Raw genomic sequence first — 14,966 nt, forward strand, 5'->3', positions numbered from 1 at the left:
CCGACGGCCCCTACCCCGGATACCCGGCCCAGGACCCGGCCGTGCTGAGCGTGGCCGCCCACGACGCCGCCGGGGAGGTCGTGCTGGGCGAGCCCCTGATCATGCCCGGCGGCGAGCTGGCACGGGTCGACGTCACCGCGCCGGGAGACCGGGTGCTGAGCGTGGGGCCGGGCGGTGCGGGCCACGTCACCTCGGGCGGCGACGGGGTGGCCGCCGCGTTCGCCGCGGGGGCGGCGGCGCTGCTGGTGTCCCGGGAGCCGGACGCGTCCCCGGCCCAGGTCCGGGAGCGGCTGATGTCGACCGCCTACGGGTCGGCCCTGGGGTCGGTGGACCCTGTCGTGGGCAGTGGACGCGTCGACCCCCTGGGCGCGCTCGCCGCCGATCCCGCGGCCGCGGCGCAGGAGGCGGCGGCACGGGTGCGCGGGGAGGCCCTGGTGCCCGGACCGTCCGGTCTCGGGTCGGTGGAGGCTCCGGTCACCGCGGCGGTGGTGGCGGGCTCCGCGCTGCTCGTCGTGCTGTGCGGGGTGGGCGGCGCGGTGCTGCGCCTGGGACGGGACCGGGGCTGGCGCCCGGCCGCCCCGGGTGAGCGGGTGACCCCGGAGGAGGACCCGCGCCCCGTCGTCTGAGGTCGGCCCGACGGCCCCGGAGCGGCGTTCCGCCCCCGGGGCCGTCGGGCCGACCCAGGGCGTGTCACCCCTCCGCCCCCTCGGCGATGGCCAGCTGGACCTCGACGGGGTCGCGCCGGGAGATCCACAGCGCGCGTCCGGGCGGCATCTTCCTCGCCCGGACGTTGCCGAACAGCATGCCCTCCGAGGGCGGGACGGACAGCATGATGCTGGGCGTGTTGAAGTCGATCATCGAGCGGATCACGGGGTCGTTGGAAGCCCTGCTGAAGCCGCCCGCCGCGTGGACGAGGACGACGTGCATGCCGATCTCGGCTCCCTGGGAGAGCATCGGCAGCAGCGGTGTCAGCGGGCTGGGTCCGCTGCCGGAGACCATCTCGAAGTCGTCGATGACGATGAACAGCTCCGGTCCCGTCCACCAGTCGCGCTTGCGGATGCGGTCGGGGGTGACCTCGGGCCCCGGCAGGCGGGCCTTCATCGCCTGGGCGGCGGCGACCATCATCTCCTTGACGTTGTCGGGCGAGACCGCGTACCCGAGTCGCATCTCCTCGGGGATGGCGTCGTAGAGCTGGCGGCGCTGGTCGGCCAGGACCACGCGGGCGGTCGTCGAGTCGTAGTGCTCGCGGATGGCGTTGGTGACGTGCCGGAGCAGGGTGGTCTTTCCGGTCTCGGTGTCGCCCACCACCAGCAGGTGCGGGGTCGCGGAGAAGTCGTGCCAGAACGGCTGCATCCGGCGGCTCTCCAACCCCAGCGGGATCTTCAGGCCGCCGGTCTTGGTGAGCTGGGACGCGGGCAGCTCCGCCGCGTGCAGGACGGGGGGCAGCGTGCGCACCGGCGGGGCCTCGGGGCCGTCCCAGGCGGTGCGGATCCGCTCGATCAGCTCGCCCACGCCGGCCGAGAGGGTCACCGGGTCGGCGTCCCCGTCGGCGCGGGGAAGACCGGTGAGGAAGTGGTGCTTGTCCTCGGTGATGCCCCGGCCCGGTGTGCGGGGCACGGTCTGGGCGGCGCGCATGTGGACCATGGAGTCGACCGGGTCGCCCAGACGCAGCTCGAACCGGGTGCCCATCAGGTCGCGCACGCCGGTGTTGAAGTCGGCCCAGCGCGGTGAGGCCACCACGACGTGCAGACCGTAGTTGAGGCCGCGCTGCACGAGCTGGACGATGGGCGGGATCAGGTCCATGAAGTCCTGGCGGATGGTGCCCCAGCCGTCGATGACGAGGAAGACGTCACCGTAGGGCTGGTCGGCGAACTCCCCGGCGGCCCGGCGGCGCCGGTAGGTCGTCATCGAGTCGATGCCGTGCTCGGCGAAGAACGACTCGCGTTTGGTGAGCAGCTCGTGCATCTCCATGATGGTGCGGTTGATCCGCCGCTCGTCCGTGCGGGCCGCGACGCTGCCCACGTGCGGCAGGGGGCTGAGCGTCTGGAGGACGCCGCCACCGCAGTCGATGCCGTAGAACTGCACCTGGGCGGGGGTGTTGACCACCGCCAGGCCCAGGATGAGCGAGGCGAGCAGGGTGCTCTTGCCGCTCTGGGGGCCGCCCGCGACACCCACGTGGCCGCCCGCGCCGGTGAGGTCGGCGGTGAGCGGGAGCCGGGCGTGTTCGAAGGGGCGGTCGATGACGCCGAGCGGGACGCGCAGCCGCCCCTGGTCGGTCCAGGCGAGCCCGCCCTCGGGCATGCCAACACCCACCATGCGCTGGAGCTCGTCCATCAACGGCGGCACGTCCAGCGGCGGGAGCCAGACCTCGCGGGCGGTCGGGCCGCGGTCGTGCAGCGCCGACAGGGCCGTCCCGAGCAGGGTGTCGGGCTCCTCCTGGGGTTCCTCCTCGACGGGCTCCTCCGGTTCGGGGTCGGGCAGGGGGACGTGGAAGTCCGTGAAGGGGACGACCTCGCCGCCGACGGTCAACCGGTTCGCGGCGCGCGGCCGAACCCGGTAGGCGCCCGAGACGTAGGCGGCCTTGAACCGGGTGAGGGTCTCGGTGTCGGTCTTGAGGTAGCCGTTGCCGGGTGCCGACGGGAGTTGGTGGGCGTCGGGGACGCCGAGGACGCCGCGGCTCTCGATCGCGGAGAAGGTGCGCAGCGCGATCCGGTAGGACAGGTGCCCCTCCAGTTGGTGCATGCGCCCCTCGTCCAGTCGCTGCGAGGCCAGCAGCAGGTGGACGCCGAGGCTTCGGCCCAGGCGGCCGATCATGACGAACAGGTCCATGAAGTCCCGGTGCGCGGCCAACAGCTCGCTGAACTCGTCGACGACGACGAGGAGGGTCGGCATCGGCTCCATGGAGGGGTCGGACTCGCGGGCCTTCTCGTACTCGTAGACGGAGCTGAAGTTCCCGGCGGCGCGCAGCTGTTCCTGGCGGCGGACCAGCTCGCCGTTCAGGGCGTCCTGCATGCGGTCGACCAGGATGGCCTCGTCGGCCAGGTTGGTGATCAGCGCGGAGGTGTGCCGCAGGCCGTCGAGCCCGATGAAGGTCGCGCCGCCCTTGAAGTCGACGAGGACGAAGTTGAGCGTCTCGGACGAGTGCGTGAGCGCGAGCGCCAGGACCAGGGTGCGCAGCAGTTCGCTCTTGCCGGAACCGGTCGCGCCGATGAGCATGCCGTGCGGCCCCATGCCGCCCAGCGCGGACTCCTTCAGGTCCAGCTCCAGCGGCGCGCCCTCCGCGCTGATGCCGATGGGCACCCGGAGCCGGTTCTTGGGGTGCAACTCGCTCCACATGCGCTCGGCGTCGTGGTCGTGCAGGTTGGCGATGCCCACCAGACTGGTCAGCTCGAAGTCGGTGGTCAGCGGCTCGGTGACCTCGACCTGCATGCCGATTCGGTAGGGGGCGAGCAGTCGGGCCAGACTGGTCGCGCGGTTCAGGCTGAGGACGTCGGGACGGCCGAGGGGCGTCTCCACGGCGCGCCCGCTGTGGTCCTCGGAGAGCATGACGAGCTCGTCCGGCTCCACCCGCAGGGACAGGGTGTAGGGGTCGTCGTCGGGCGGCATGGGGTCGGCCACGTCGATGATGACGGCGTTGCGGTAGCCGCCGCCGAGCAGCCGTGACCCGGGGGGCACCTCGCCTCCGTCGACCACGATGACGGTGTAGGGCTCCTCCCTGTTGGGCGTTCCGGAGGGGTCGAAGCGCGGACGGTCGGCCAGGTCCTCGCCGAGCAGCCGCTCCAGTTCGATCGCGTTGTCGGTGAACATCCGGGCGGGTCCGGCCCCGTCGCGCTCGGTGGGGTGCTGGGTGTGCGGCAGCCACTTCGTCCACGACCACGCCTCACGGGTCTCCGCGGACGCGCACACGGCCAGGCGCAGTTCGTCGTGGGCGTGGAAGACGGCCAGCTGACCGATGAGCGCGCGGACCAGGGCGCGGCAGCTCGCCTCGTCGCCGCGCAGCGAGAGCCGGGCGTAGCCGCGCAGGTAGACCTGGACGGGCTGGTCCTCGACCGTGCCGTAGGCGCGGATGAAGCGGCGCAGGGCGTGCGCGGCGAGGGGTTCGAGGTCCTCCACGGGCTTGGACGAGACCGGCGAGATGGCCATGGCCATCGCCTGCTCGCCCACGCCGACACGCACCTCGGCGAAGTCCTCGTCGTCGGCGCGCCGCTCCCACAGTCGCGAGGTCCGCACGATCGACCACAGGGCGTCGGGCTGCGGCGCCCGCCAGAGCATGGCGTCGCGCTGCTCGGTGACCACCTCGCGCAACCGACCGCGCATCTGCTTGAGGTAGCGCAGATAGTCGCGTCGGTCGTCGTTGAGGGCGCGTCGGCGCTCCAGCATCGTGCGCAGGTACTGGCCGCCGAGCATCGCGACCGCGCCGGTGAGCATCATGCCGCCCGCGACGTAGGGCATCGCCCCGCCGCCGGAGCCGCCGGGACGGATGAACAGCATCATCATCGCCATCGAGGTCAGCGCCATCGGCAGGTACATGAAGACCGACGACATGCTCGACTGCGGCTCGGAGAGCTCGGGAGGCTCCTGGAGGGTGATCTCGCCGCTGGGCAGGTCGGGGCCCGGGCGGCGCGGCGGTCGGCGGACGAGGATCGTACCCACGGAGCTGGGCCTCCCTTATGGGCGAATGAGACGTACACCTCGATTTCGCCTTGGTTCGAAGTGGTTCTGTTCCCATGATGCCAAGCAAACGCTAGTGTTGTCACATAAGCTCACATATACAGAACCTGTAACCAACACAGTTCCAAAGTCCGTGTGACACGCCGTGACGGTCCGCCACACGCTGGAACACATCACCCTGAGGGGTGGGAACCCGAATGACCGACCCTGCCGCCGCGGATCTGTGCCGTCTCGTGATCCGCGCCCCCAGCAGGTCCTTCGAGATCGCCGCGCCGTCCGAGGTGCCACTGTCCGAGCTGGTGCCGACCTTCGTGCTCTACGCCGAGGGCGACAACGGCGAGGACCTCGACGAGAGCGGGCTGGAGCACGACGGCTGGGTCCTCCAACAGCTCGGCGACGAGCCGTTCGAGGAGGACGAGACCCTCCGGTCCCTGGGCCTGTGCCACGGCGAGACCCTCTACCTGCGTCCGCGCCGCGACCAGCTTCCGCCCATCCACTTCGACGACCTCACCGACGGGGTCGCCACGGGCATGGCCGAACGCCCCGACCGCTGGCGCCCCGAGTTCTCCCGCGTGCTCCTCCAGGGCATGGGCCTGGCGGTCCTCCTCACCGGTCTCGCGGTCATGGCGATCGGCGGCGTCGGCACGCTCACCGCGCTGACCGCCGCCTCGTCCGCCGTCCTGATGCTGCTGTCCGCCGCGGCCGCCTCCCGGGCCATGGGCGACCTGCCCGCGGCCACCGCCCTGGCCGCCCTGGCCGCCCTGGCCATGGCCCTGGCCGGCGCCGCCGTGCCCACCGGCGAACCCGGACTGAGCCTGCTCGGCGCGCGGATCCTCAGCGGATCCATGACCGCGGCCGGGGCGACGGTGCTCGGCATGGCGGCCGTGGCGGGATCCGTCCCGTTCTTCGCGGGACTGTTCACCGTCGAGGTCCTGGCCGTCCTGGGCGGCGTCACACTGATGTTCGTGCCGGGTTCCTCGGTCCCGGCCGTCGCCGGAATGGTCGCTCTGATCGCCCTGCTGACCGGCACCTTCGCGCCGCAGCTGGCCTTTCGGCTCTCCGGGCTGCGCCTCCCACCGCTGCCGTCCAACCCCGACCAGCTCCAGGAGGGCATCGACCCCTTCCCCGCACGGGCCGTCCTGGACCGCACCCACCTGGCCGACCGGTTCCAGACCGCCCTGTACGCCGCGACCGGCGCGGTGCTCACCGTGTGCCTGGTCGTCCTGGCGGCGTCGCCGGGCTGGGTGCCGGTGGCGCTGTGCGTCATCGTGTCCCTGGTACTGCTGTTGCAGACCCGCGGCGTCGCCAGCGCCTGGCAGCGCGCCTTCCTGGTGGCTCCGCCCTGGATCGGGCTGACCGCGTTGACGGTGTTGTTCGCGTGGGCGGCCGGGCCCCTTCCCCGTTCGTTGGCGCTGATCGCGCTGTTCGCCGTCACCACGGTCCTGGCCATCGTGTCGTGGACGGTGCCCGGACGCCGCCAACTGCCGCACTGGGGCCGCGCCGCCGAGATCGTCCAGAGCCTGCTGTGCGTGGCGATCTTCTCCCTCGTCCTGGCGGGCTTCGGCGTCTTCGCCGCCCTGCGCGCGATCGGCGGGTGAGATGCAGTCACGTCGCGACCGTGTCATGGCGCACAACTTCACCGTGGGGCGTCTGGGCACGGCGATGCTGGACGCCGACCCCGACGCGGTCGACGCCCCCATGCGCCGTACCCGCACCAGCACCTTCATCGGCCTGGCCATCGCAGCGCTGCTGTGCGTCGGATTCCTCGTCTTCGGCCTGATCTTCCCCGGCGGAGCCACCACCTGGCGCCAGGAGGGCCAGCTCGTCATCGAACGCGACTCCGGTGCCGCCTACGTCTACTCGGGCGGCACGCTGCGACCGGTCGCCAACTACGCGTCGGCCCGCCTGATCCAGGGCCAACAGGCGAACGTCTCCCTGGTGAACGCGGGCTCCCTCGAAGGCGTACCGGTCGGCGGCCCGGTCGGCATCCCCGGCGCCCCCGACTCCCTGCCCGGCGACGAGGCGCTCGCATCGGCCGTATGGAGGCTGTGCGCACTGCCCCTGGACGACGACCGCGCGCGCACGGCGCTGACGGTCGGCACGGCACCGGAGCCCACGCCCCTGGGCGACGGGGAGGCGGTCCTCCTGACAGGGCCCGACGGCGGCCGCCACCTGCTCTGGCACGGCGCCCGGCTGCGNNNCCGTCCAGGCGCTCGGCTACGGGACGAGTCCCGCCTACCCCGTCACCGCGGCGTTCCTGGACACGGTGCCCACGGCCCCCGACCTCACCGCGCGGGACGTCCCGGGCGCCGGAACGCCGGGCCCCGCCCTCGCGGGCCTCCAGCGCCGGGTGGGGCAGGTGTTCGCCGTGTCCACCCCCGACCAGCCGGACCAGCACTACCTGCTCACCGGGGGCGGACTCGCGCCCCTGACCCTCGTCGAGGCCCTGCTCCTGCTCGCCGATCCGGAGAACACCGCGGCCGCCTACCCCGGCTCCGCGCCCGAGGCGATCGCGCTCCCGGCGGCGGAGGCCCACGCCAACCTGGCGGCGGGCGGCGAGGACGCGACCGGGGAGGACACGCGGCTGCCCGCGGCGCCTCCCGAACTCCGGTCCGTCGACGGGCGGCTCCCCTGTCTGCGGCTCGGCGACGGCGGATCACTGTCGGTGACCCTGGACGAGTCCGGTTCCGTCAGCGCCCTCCCGGTCCAGGAAGTTCCCGCGATCGCCCCCGGATGCCCGACCCCCGACCTGATCGGCATCCCGTCCGGAGGCGGAGCCGTGGTGCGGGCCCGGCCCGTGGGCGGCGACACGGACAGCGCCACCCACTACCTCGTCACCGACGCGGCGGCCAAGTACCCCGTGCCGGACGGCGACGTGCTGACCAGCCTCGGTGTGGACGCCGACGCGTCGACCGAGGTGCCCACGTCGCTGCTCAGGCTGCTGCCCACCGGGCCGCTCCTGCACCCCGACGCGGCCGCCCTGCCCCTGGGACCGTCCGAGCGCGCCCAGAACGCGGGGTGCCCATGACCACCAACCCAGACCGAGGATCCGGCTCCGCATCGGACCGGTGACCCAGCGAGGAAGGAGACGAAGGCATGGCCGAAGGCAGGACACGGAATACAGAGCAGGCCAACGGAATCGCCCAGGAGGCGATGACGGAGGCCCACACCACCTGCAACAACGTCTACTCGAACGTGGACGGAACCCGAGACACGCTGCGCGCGTCCTGGCACGGCGCCGCCGCCAACAAGTACAGCGAGGCGCTGGTCGGCTGGCTGGAGGAGCTGCGGCTCATCACCAACGACATGAACCAGATGATCGGCACCTTCGGCGGGACCGTCCAGGCCATGCACGGCGCCGAGGACATGAACCTCGTCGAGGGCTCCCGCTGGATGAGCGACCTCAACCCGAACTGACCGGGCTGCCCCCACCCCCACGGAAGAAAGGCCACACGCACATGGACGGCTTCGACGTCAGCTACGCCTACGTCGACGAATCGACGCAGCAGCTCAGGGTCCAGACCGAAACGGTCGCCAACGCGATCGAGAACCTGGACATGCAGATGCAGACCGTCAGGGCGGACCTCGAAGGTGCCACCGCCGAGGCCTACGACGCCAAGGTCAAGCAGTGGCGACTGAACGTCGCCGACATGCGGACCCTGCTGGGCAAGGCCGAGATGGCCCTGAACCAGATCCGCAACAACTACTCCGGAACCGACAGCCGCGAGGCGGTCGAGTGGGCGTCGCTCATGTAGCCCGCCCACCGCGGCACTCCCGGCACACGCCCCCGGGCGGGCGGCCACTCCCCTCGCACCGCTCGCCCGGGTTCTCCACCCCCACCACCCCCGAACCGCCCCCGTCCGGCGGCACCGATCCCGATTCCGACAGTTCGTGTCTGAGGAGCTCCCGTGACCGAGCAGAACGAACCCCTCGACTTCACCTCCGCGCTGCTGGGCCCCCTCCCGTCCACGGAGAGCGGGGGCGAGGCCGAGGCGGAGATCCATGACGCCGTCCTCTTCGCCGACCAGGCGGCACAGGACGGCGTGGCGCAGACGCGGGTCGCCGCCGGCTCCGGGCCGATCACCATCGATCCCGCGACGGGCCTGATCTCGATCCTGCACGGTTCCCACTCGGTCACCGTCGATCCGACGTCGGGGGACGTGGTCATCGACCCGGCCGGGACCGATGTCACCGTCGACGAGCAGACCGGTCGGATCCTCCTGGGCGCACCGACCACCGAGGTCCCCGCCGGAACGGCCGAGGGGGTCGTGTTCGAGCCCGCGCGGGCGTCCGAACCCATGGTCGTGGAACCGGCCGTCGCGGTGGAGGCGGTGGAGACGGTGCCCGTCGGCACCCCCGAGGAGTCGGACGTCTCCTCGGTGCTGGTCGGTCAGGAGCCGGTGCGGCGCGCGAACGAGCTCGACGACCAGGTGACCTACGAGGCCGACGGTGGGACTCCGGCGGAGCCGGTCTTCGAGCGGATCGCCGTCGAGCCCGCGGAGACGTTCGAGGCCGGGTACGACCCCACGACCGAGCGGGTCGCTGTCACCGCGCAGGAGGGTGAGGACGGCGAAAGGTCCTCCGAGATCACGATCGACCCGGAGACCGGGCGCATCACCATCGACACCGGAGGGTCCCGAGCGGAGTCGTCCGGTGAGGAGTCCCCGGAAGGGGGCGGGGGCGCGGGCGAGGAGGCCGAGGTCTCGGTCGACCCGGATACCGGTGTCATCACCGTCGAGGCTGGTGACCTGCGGATCGAGGTCGACCCGGAGACCGACACGATCTCCATCGACCCCGGAGACGGCGAGGTCACGACCGACCCCGAGACCGGTGTGATCACGATCGAGGAGCCGGAGGAGGATCCGTCCGGCTCCGCGGCCGGGGGTGACGGGCAGCCGGACTCCGAACCCCCTGCCGGGGGTGAGGAAGTCGGACACCCCGGGGGGAACGGCCAGGACTCGGAGCAGGCGGGCGAGCCCGGGGGCCAGGAGGAGCCCGCCGAACCCACTGAGGAATACCCGGAGACCGGCGAGGAGTCGGAGTACGGCCCCGGTAACGAGGAGAAGCCCTACGGCGAGGGGTCGGAGTACGGCCCCGGTCACGGGCGGCCCGGCGATGGAGACAGGTCCTACGGCGAAGGATCGTACGGCGGCGGTCCCAGGGGCGGTTGGTCCGGCGACGGAGAGAAGCCCGAGGTTGAAGGGGACGGCGACCCGGAACGCGGAGGCGGCCCTCAGGACCACTACCGCAGCGGACATCCCGAGGAGGAGGGGGCCGGGTCCCTCGGGGGCGGGCAAACCGGCGGCGAGGAAACCGGTAACGGAAACTCCGGCGACGACGGGTCGGGCCACCCCGAGGGCGGAACCGAACACACCGGCGACGGCACCGGCGACGAAGGCTCCGACGGCTACGGATCGAGCCACCCCGAAGGCGAAGGAACCGGCGACCCGGAGGGCGGGAACGACGGGGCCGGAGACGACCAGGTGATGTCCAGGCTCGCCGACGACCAGCCGGGCCTGGACGGGTACGGCGGCGACGGCACCGGCGATGGAGGCACCGGTAGCGACGGGGCGACCTACCCCGAGGGCGGAACCGAACACACCGGCGACGAGACCGGTGGCGGGTCGGGTTACCCCGAGGGCGAAGGGACCGGCACCCCGGAGGGCGGGAACGACGGGGCCGGAGACGACCAGGTGATGTCCAGGCTCGCCGACGACCAGCCGGGCCTGGACGGGTACGGCGGCGAGGACGCAGAAGAAGACGACGAGGAAACCAGGTCGGGCGATACGCGGTGGAGGAGTGCACTGGACCCCGACCAGCAGGTCGGTGAGGAGCCGGAAGAAGACGAAGACAGCGAAAACGGCGGAGGGGACGACGACGGAGAGGAAGACGGGAACGGGGAAGGCGGCGAAGGAGACGACGAGGAAACCGAGTCGGATGACGAGGACGGCGAGAAAGGCGAAAGCGGCGAAGGAGGAGACGGGAGCGGGACAGGCGGAGACAAGACGGGCGATGGTGAAGGCACCGCCATCGACTTCGATCGGATCAATCAGTTCCACCAGAACTTCCTCATCCCCCTCCGTGAGCGGTGCAGCGAGGAGGTCACCCAATTGACCCGATACGCCGGGGGACCGCCGGAGGATGGTCACTTCATCCTGCTCGGAAACGGCAAACTCCTGCCACCCGCCGACTCGCTCGCCACGGAGATCGAAACGTCCATGGCAAAGATCCACGAGATCATGGTCGGCCTGGAATCGGAGTTCATCGTGATCTCCGACCGGTTGGCGAACAACGCGGCCGTATTCCTCGACTTGGAGGAGGACCAGGAACTCACGGCCCAGCAGGTCGTGGGAATGATCGGTACCCCCTCGGCCGGCTCCTCGAGCGGTGGGGGCGGCGGCTACCCGTCCCCCGGTGGCGACGGGGACGAAGGGTAACCCCGTCAGGACGCTCGGACCAGCGTGACAGGCCGATCAACCGAGAAGGAGTGAGGAGCGGATGCCGGAGCTACACGAGATCATGAACATCTTCGCCGACATCGAGGAAACCGGCGGGTCCCACCCTCCCATGCCGCCGGTGAGCAGCATCCTCGACCCGCCTTGGCTCGATCTCGGCCGGTACCACTTCAACGAGGACGACCGCCTGTTCGTGGGGTTCGACTACAAGGACGTCGACCGGTGGTGGCGCTTCTTCGACGACTACGGCTTCCACACAGGGTGGGACTACGCGGGCTACAAGATGCAGGACCAGCTCTGGACCGGGGCCGACTCCGTGGAGGCCAAGTTCGTCAAGGGGCTCGCGGATCTGACCGAGGTCGCGGCGTTGGCCTACGGCGCGTACGCCTCGACGTCGTACAACCAGACCACCATCTGGGACATATCCACGCACATCGCCTCTCTGGACGACTTCATCCAGGACTACGTGGGTAACCAGGACGCCGGCCTGATCAAGGCGTACAAGGAGATCGACGTACCCGACGGCGCCATGCAGGGCAGTGCCGCCGGCGTCTTCGCGGCGAAGATCTACGACCTGGCCAAGCGTCTGGGGGACCTGAACGTCCAACTGGACCGGTTCCACAACGGGGTCAACGACATCCGCAACGCGATCATCCTCAAGGCCGCCGTCCTGTTCGACGCGGTCGAGACCGCCCTCAAGAGCCCCAACGGCACGATCAAGGGGACGATCGACAACTGGTACTTCGGCACGTCGGTCGGAACAGAGGAGTGGCACGAGGAACGCGGGCAGTTCACCATCCTCTACCACGCCGATCCGCCGGTGCGCGGGATCGTCGGCGACTCCGTCACCGACGCCAACATCAATAGCGAACTGAAGATGCGTTGGAAGGAGGCGTACCAACCGGTCTTCGACGCCGCCAACGATCTGTACAACACGATGACCAGCCACTACCAGACCATCTCCACGCGACTCGTGCCCATTCGGGATCCCGTGGGCGGTCTCCCGCCCGACTACAACGGTCCGGGCAGTTCCGGAGGCACCGGAGACCCGAACGCGGACTCCGACGACGACGGCATTCCCGACTGGTTGGAGGACCTGTACGGGGACGGTCCGGACGGCCCGGACGGCGACCTCAACGACGTCCCCGACTGGCTGCAGGACCTGTACGACAACGAGGGCGGCACCGGCGGCGACGGTCCCCCGCCCCCGCTGGACGAGAACTTCCCGGGGGGCGGCGGACTCACCGACCCCTTCAGCGGCACCGGCGACGGAACAACCATCGACCCACCGCTCAACGCCAACTTCCCCACCGGCAGCGGACTCACCGACCCCTTCAGCGGCACCGGCGACGGAACGACCATCGACCCACCACTGAACGCCAACTTCCCGGGCGGCGACGGCACGACGGGCGGCCTCGTACCCCCGCCGCCCCTCCTCAACGGGCCGGGAACCGGTGCCACCGGCAACGACCGTTCACGCCAGGACCCGCCGCTGAACACCAACTTCCCCACCCCGGAGCTGGAGTTCGACCCCGACACCGGTCTCCCCCTCAACCCCGAGACCGGCGAGCCCTTCCCGGTCGATCCGGACACGGGCCTGCCGTTCAACCCGGACACGGGTCTGCCGATCTCCTACGATCCCGCCACCGGCCAGGCGCTGCCCATCGACCCGGTCACGGGCGATCCCATCCCCCCGGGGGAGCCGGGCAACCAGCTGGAGTTCGACCCCGAAACGGGTCTGCCGCTCGACCCCGAGACGGGAGAGCCCTTCCCGGTCGATCCGGACACGGGCCTGCCCTACGAACCGGACACCGGTCTGCCGATCAACTACGACCCCGAGACCGGCCAGGTCCTACCCATCGACCCCCTGACCGGGGAGCCGATCAGCCCGATCGAGTACCCGGACCTGTCGGGCGACGACGACCTGGGGGTGTTCGACCCGGGGCTGCCGACCGACTACGACTCCGGGGACGGGCCGTCCGTGCCCGTCAACCCGATCACCGGTCAGCCCTACGACGTCGACGACCTGGGCCTGACCTACCCGATCGACCCGGAGACCGGCGCGCCGATCACCGACGGGTTCACCGGGGGGCGGGGGCCGGACGACTACGAGATCCCGCCGCTGTCCACCCCGGATCCGATCGGTCTGAACTACGGGACCCCGACCGAGACGGACGGCCCCGCCGGCCTCACCGACGACGATCGGTCCACCGACCGGTCCTCCATGTTCCAGACCCCGGGGCCGGGCTCCTCCCAGGCGCAGGGCCAGACGGTCGCCGGAGGCCCGCTCGGATCGGCGGGCGGCGGCGCCACGGTGCCGGGCGCGGCGGGCGCCGGCCAGGGAGGAACGCCGCCCATGATGCCGCCGATGATGGGCGGCATGGGCGGCCAGGGCGGCCAGGGCGAGCGGGAACGGCAGCGCTCGACCTGGCTGTCCGAGGACGAACGCGTCTGGGGGACGGCCTCCGACGGAACGCAGACAGTACTGGGACGACCCGGACCGGGCGGTCCGAAGAAGGGAGCGGTACGCCATGACCTCGTGGAATCCGGAGCAGATGGAACAGGAGTTGGCACGTCTTCACGAGACGCTGGCGAAGGTCGATCGCGCAAGCGAAAGCCTGGAATCGGCAACCGAGGAGGTCGTGGCAAAGAGCAGGCTCGTGGGGGCCAAGGTGAACGCGAGGGGGGAACTGGTTGAGCTGAAGTTCCACAACCAGAACTACCGCGACATGGCCCCGGCCGAACTGGCCTCCGCCGTCATGGACGTCATCACCCAGGCCCGTCAGAAGATGGCCGACCACGTCTGCGAGATCTATTCGCCGCTCGTGCCGGAGGGTCTGGACGTGAACGAGGCGATGAACGGCGAACTGGACACCCGCGCCATGTTCGAGCGGATGGGTATCCCCCTGCCGCCGCAGTAGCCGACGGGCCCACCGCATCCCCTGTCCCCCGACTGCCCCGACCGAAAGGCGTCACCACCGTGCCGAACGACAACGACCGCTTCGGCGGCTCACCCGGCGACATCGCCAAGGACGGCTCCTCCATCTACTCGGCCGCCGACTTCACCGAGGAGGTCATGGCCTACTACCAGCAGGAGCGGGCTGCGCTGGGCACCCCCTGGGGCGACAAGAACCTCGAGGGAGACGACTTCGCGAAGGACTACGACAAGGTCTTCACCCAACTGGAGGAGAACTTCAACATCTACATGAAGGCGCTGGTCCAGGCGACCGCGGACACCGCGGACAACCTGGTCAAGACCGCGAAGAACCTGGACGGGACCGAGTCCGCGAACGAGGAGATCGCGGCTGTGCCCAACCCGGGCACCGGCTCCGGCGGACGCCGGTGACCCCGTCGCACCCGACCGCCTCCGCGCGGTTCCCCGGAAAGGACCCCCGATGACCGACACCCCCCAGCGGCGCGGCCAGAACCCGGGCGACCAGATGTCGGCCGCCGACGTCCAGGCCGCACTGGCCGGATCGGCCGTCCCGGAAGCTCCGCCCGCCCCGCCCGCCCCCCGCCGGGTGCCCGGGGCACCCGAGACCACGGCGGCCCCGGACGCCGCGCCCAGCGCTGAGGGCTCGGCCCCGCCCGGAAGGGCCGAACTCCACAGCACCGTCACCCCGGGTTCCGCCGCGGACGAGGCCCTGACGGAATCCGCGCTGGACCGCCCCAGCAAACCGGTCATGGCCGGGGCGGCCATCGCCGGGCTGCTGCTCGTCGTCTCTCCGTTCGCCTTCTCCGCCGGAGCGCAGAACGGAGCCTGGCTGCAGTCGATCCCGCTCTCGGCCGGAGGGGCCCTGGGTGAGGGCGCGGCCCAGGGCACGGCCGCCGAACCCGCGG

10 protein-coding genes and 2 pseudogenes are annotated in these 14,966 nt (G+C 71.2%); 11 read left to right on the forward strand and 1 reads right to left on the reverse strand.

Going from position 1 to position 14,966, the window contains the following annotated elements:
* On the forward strand, positions 1 to 626 hold a 626-nt coding region (locus D471_RS39680), incomplete at its 5' end, for a S8 family serine peptidase (RefSeq protein ID WP_017600818.1).
* 64 nt (positions 627 to 690) lie between these two features.
* Here D471_RS39680 and D471_RS0123135 read toward each other — a convergent pair.
* Complete coding sequence (locus D471_RS0123135) at positions 691 to 4,653, reverse strand: type VII secretion protein EccC (protein ID WP_017600819.1); 3,963 nt, start codon at positions 4,651 to 4,653, stop codon at positions 691 to 693.
* 215 nt (positions 4,654 to 4,868) lie between these two features.
* Here D471_RS0123135 and eccD point away from each other — a divergent pair, with 215 nt between their 5' ends.
* The 10 genes and pseudogenes from eccD to D471_RS0123180 all read left to right on the forward strand — a co-directional run.
* Entirely contained in the window at positions 4,869 to 6,269 is a 1,401-nt protein-coding gene (eccD, locus tag D471_RS0123140) for a type VII secretion integral membrane protein EccD (RefSeq protein ID WP_017600820.1), read from the forward strand.
* A 64-nt stretch (positions 6,270 to 6,333) separates the two neighbouring features.
* Positions 6,334 to 6,810: pseudogene (locus tag D471_RS42535) on the forward strand (type VII secretion protein EccB); the annotation flags it as partial.
* A gap of 118 nt (positions 6,811 to 6,928) precedes the next feature.
* Complete coding sequence (locus D471_RS42540; RefSeq protein WP_338045357.1) at positions 6,929 to 7,699, forward strand: type VII secretion protein EccB; 771 nt, start codon at positions 6,929 to 6,931, stop codon at positions 7,697 to 7,699.
* Positions 7,700 to 7,767: 68 nt separating this feature from the next.
* Complete coding sequence (locus D471_RS0123150) at positions 7,768 to 8,088, forward strand: WXG100 family type VII secretion target (RefSeq protein WP_026128000.1); 321 nt, start codon at positions 7,768 to 7,770, stop codon at positions 8,086 to 8,088.
* A gap of 41 nt (positions 8,089 to 8,129) precedes the next feature.
* Positions 8,130 to 8,426 carry a WXG100 family type VII secretion target gene (locus D471_RS0123155; protein ID WP_017600824.1) on the forward strand — a complete coding sequence of 99 codons (297 nt, stop codon included), beginning with the start codon at positions 8,130 to 8,132 and terminating at the stop codon, positions 8,424 to 8,426.
* Positions 8,427 to 8,579: 153 nt separating this feature from the next.
* Complete coding sequence (locus tag D471_RS0123160; protein WP_026128001.1) at positions 8,580 to 11,108, forward strand: putative sodium/potassium/calcium exchanger; 2,529 nt, start codon at positions 8,580 to 8,582, stop codon at positions 11,106 to 11,108.
* Positions 11,109 to 11,169: 61 nt separating this feature from the next.
* Complete coding sequence (locus D471_RS42015; protein ID WP_026128002.1) at positions 11,170 to 13,824, forward strand: hypothetical protein; 2,655 nt, start codon at positions 11,170 to 11,172, stop codon at positions 13,822 to 13,824.
* Entirely contained in the window at positions 13,769 to 14,047 is a 279-nt protein-coding gene (locus D471_RS0123170; RefSeq protein WP_338045356.1) for a hypothetical protein, read from the forward strand. The genes D471_RS42015 and D471_RS0123170 overlap by 56 nt, the downstream gene beginning before the upstream one ends.
* 59 nt (positions 14,048 to 14,106) lie before the next feature.
* The gene (locus tag D471_RS0123175) at positions 14,107 to 14,472 is read left to right on the forward strand and encodes a hypothetical protein (RefSeq protein WP_017600826.1); all 366 of its coding nucleotides are present in this window, start codon (positions 14,107 to 14,109) and stop codon (positions 14,470 to 14,472) included.
* A 49-nt stretch (positions 14,473 to 14,521) separates the two neighbouring features.
* Positions 14,522 to 14,966 (forward strand): annotated as a pseudogene (locus D471_RS0123180) (hypothetical protein); the annotation flags it as partial.

The organism is Nocardiopsis lucentensis DSM 44048 (assembly GCF_000341125.1).
Lineage (GTDB): Bacteria > Actinomycetota > Actinomycetes > Streptosporangiales > Streptosporangiaceae > Nocardiopsis > Nocardiopsis lucentensis.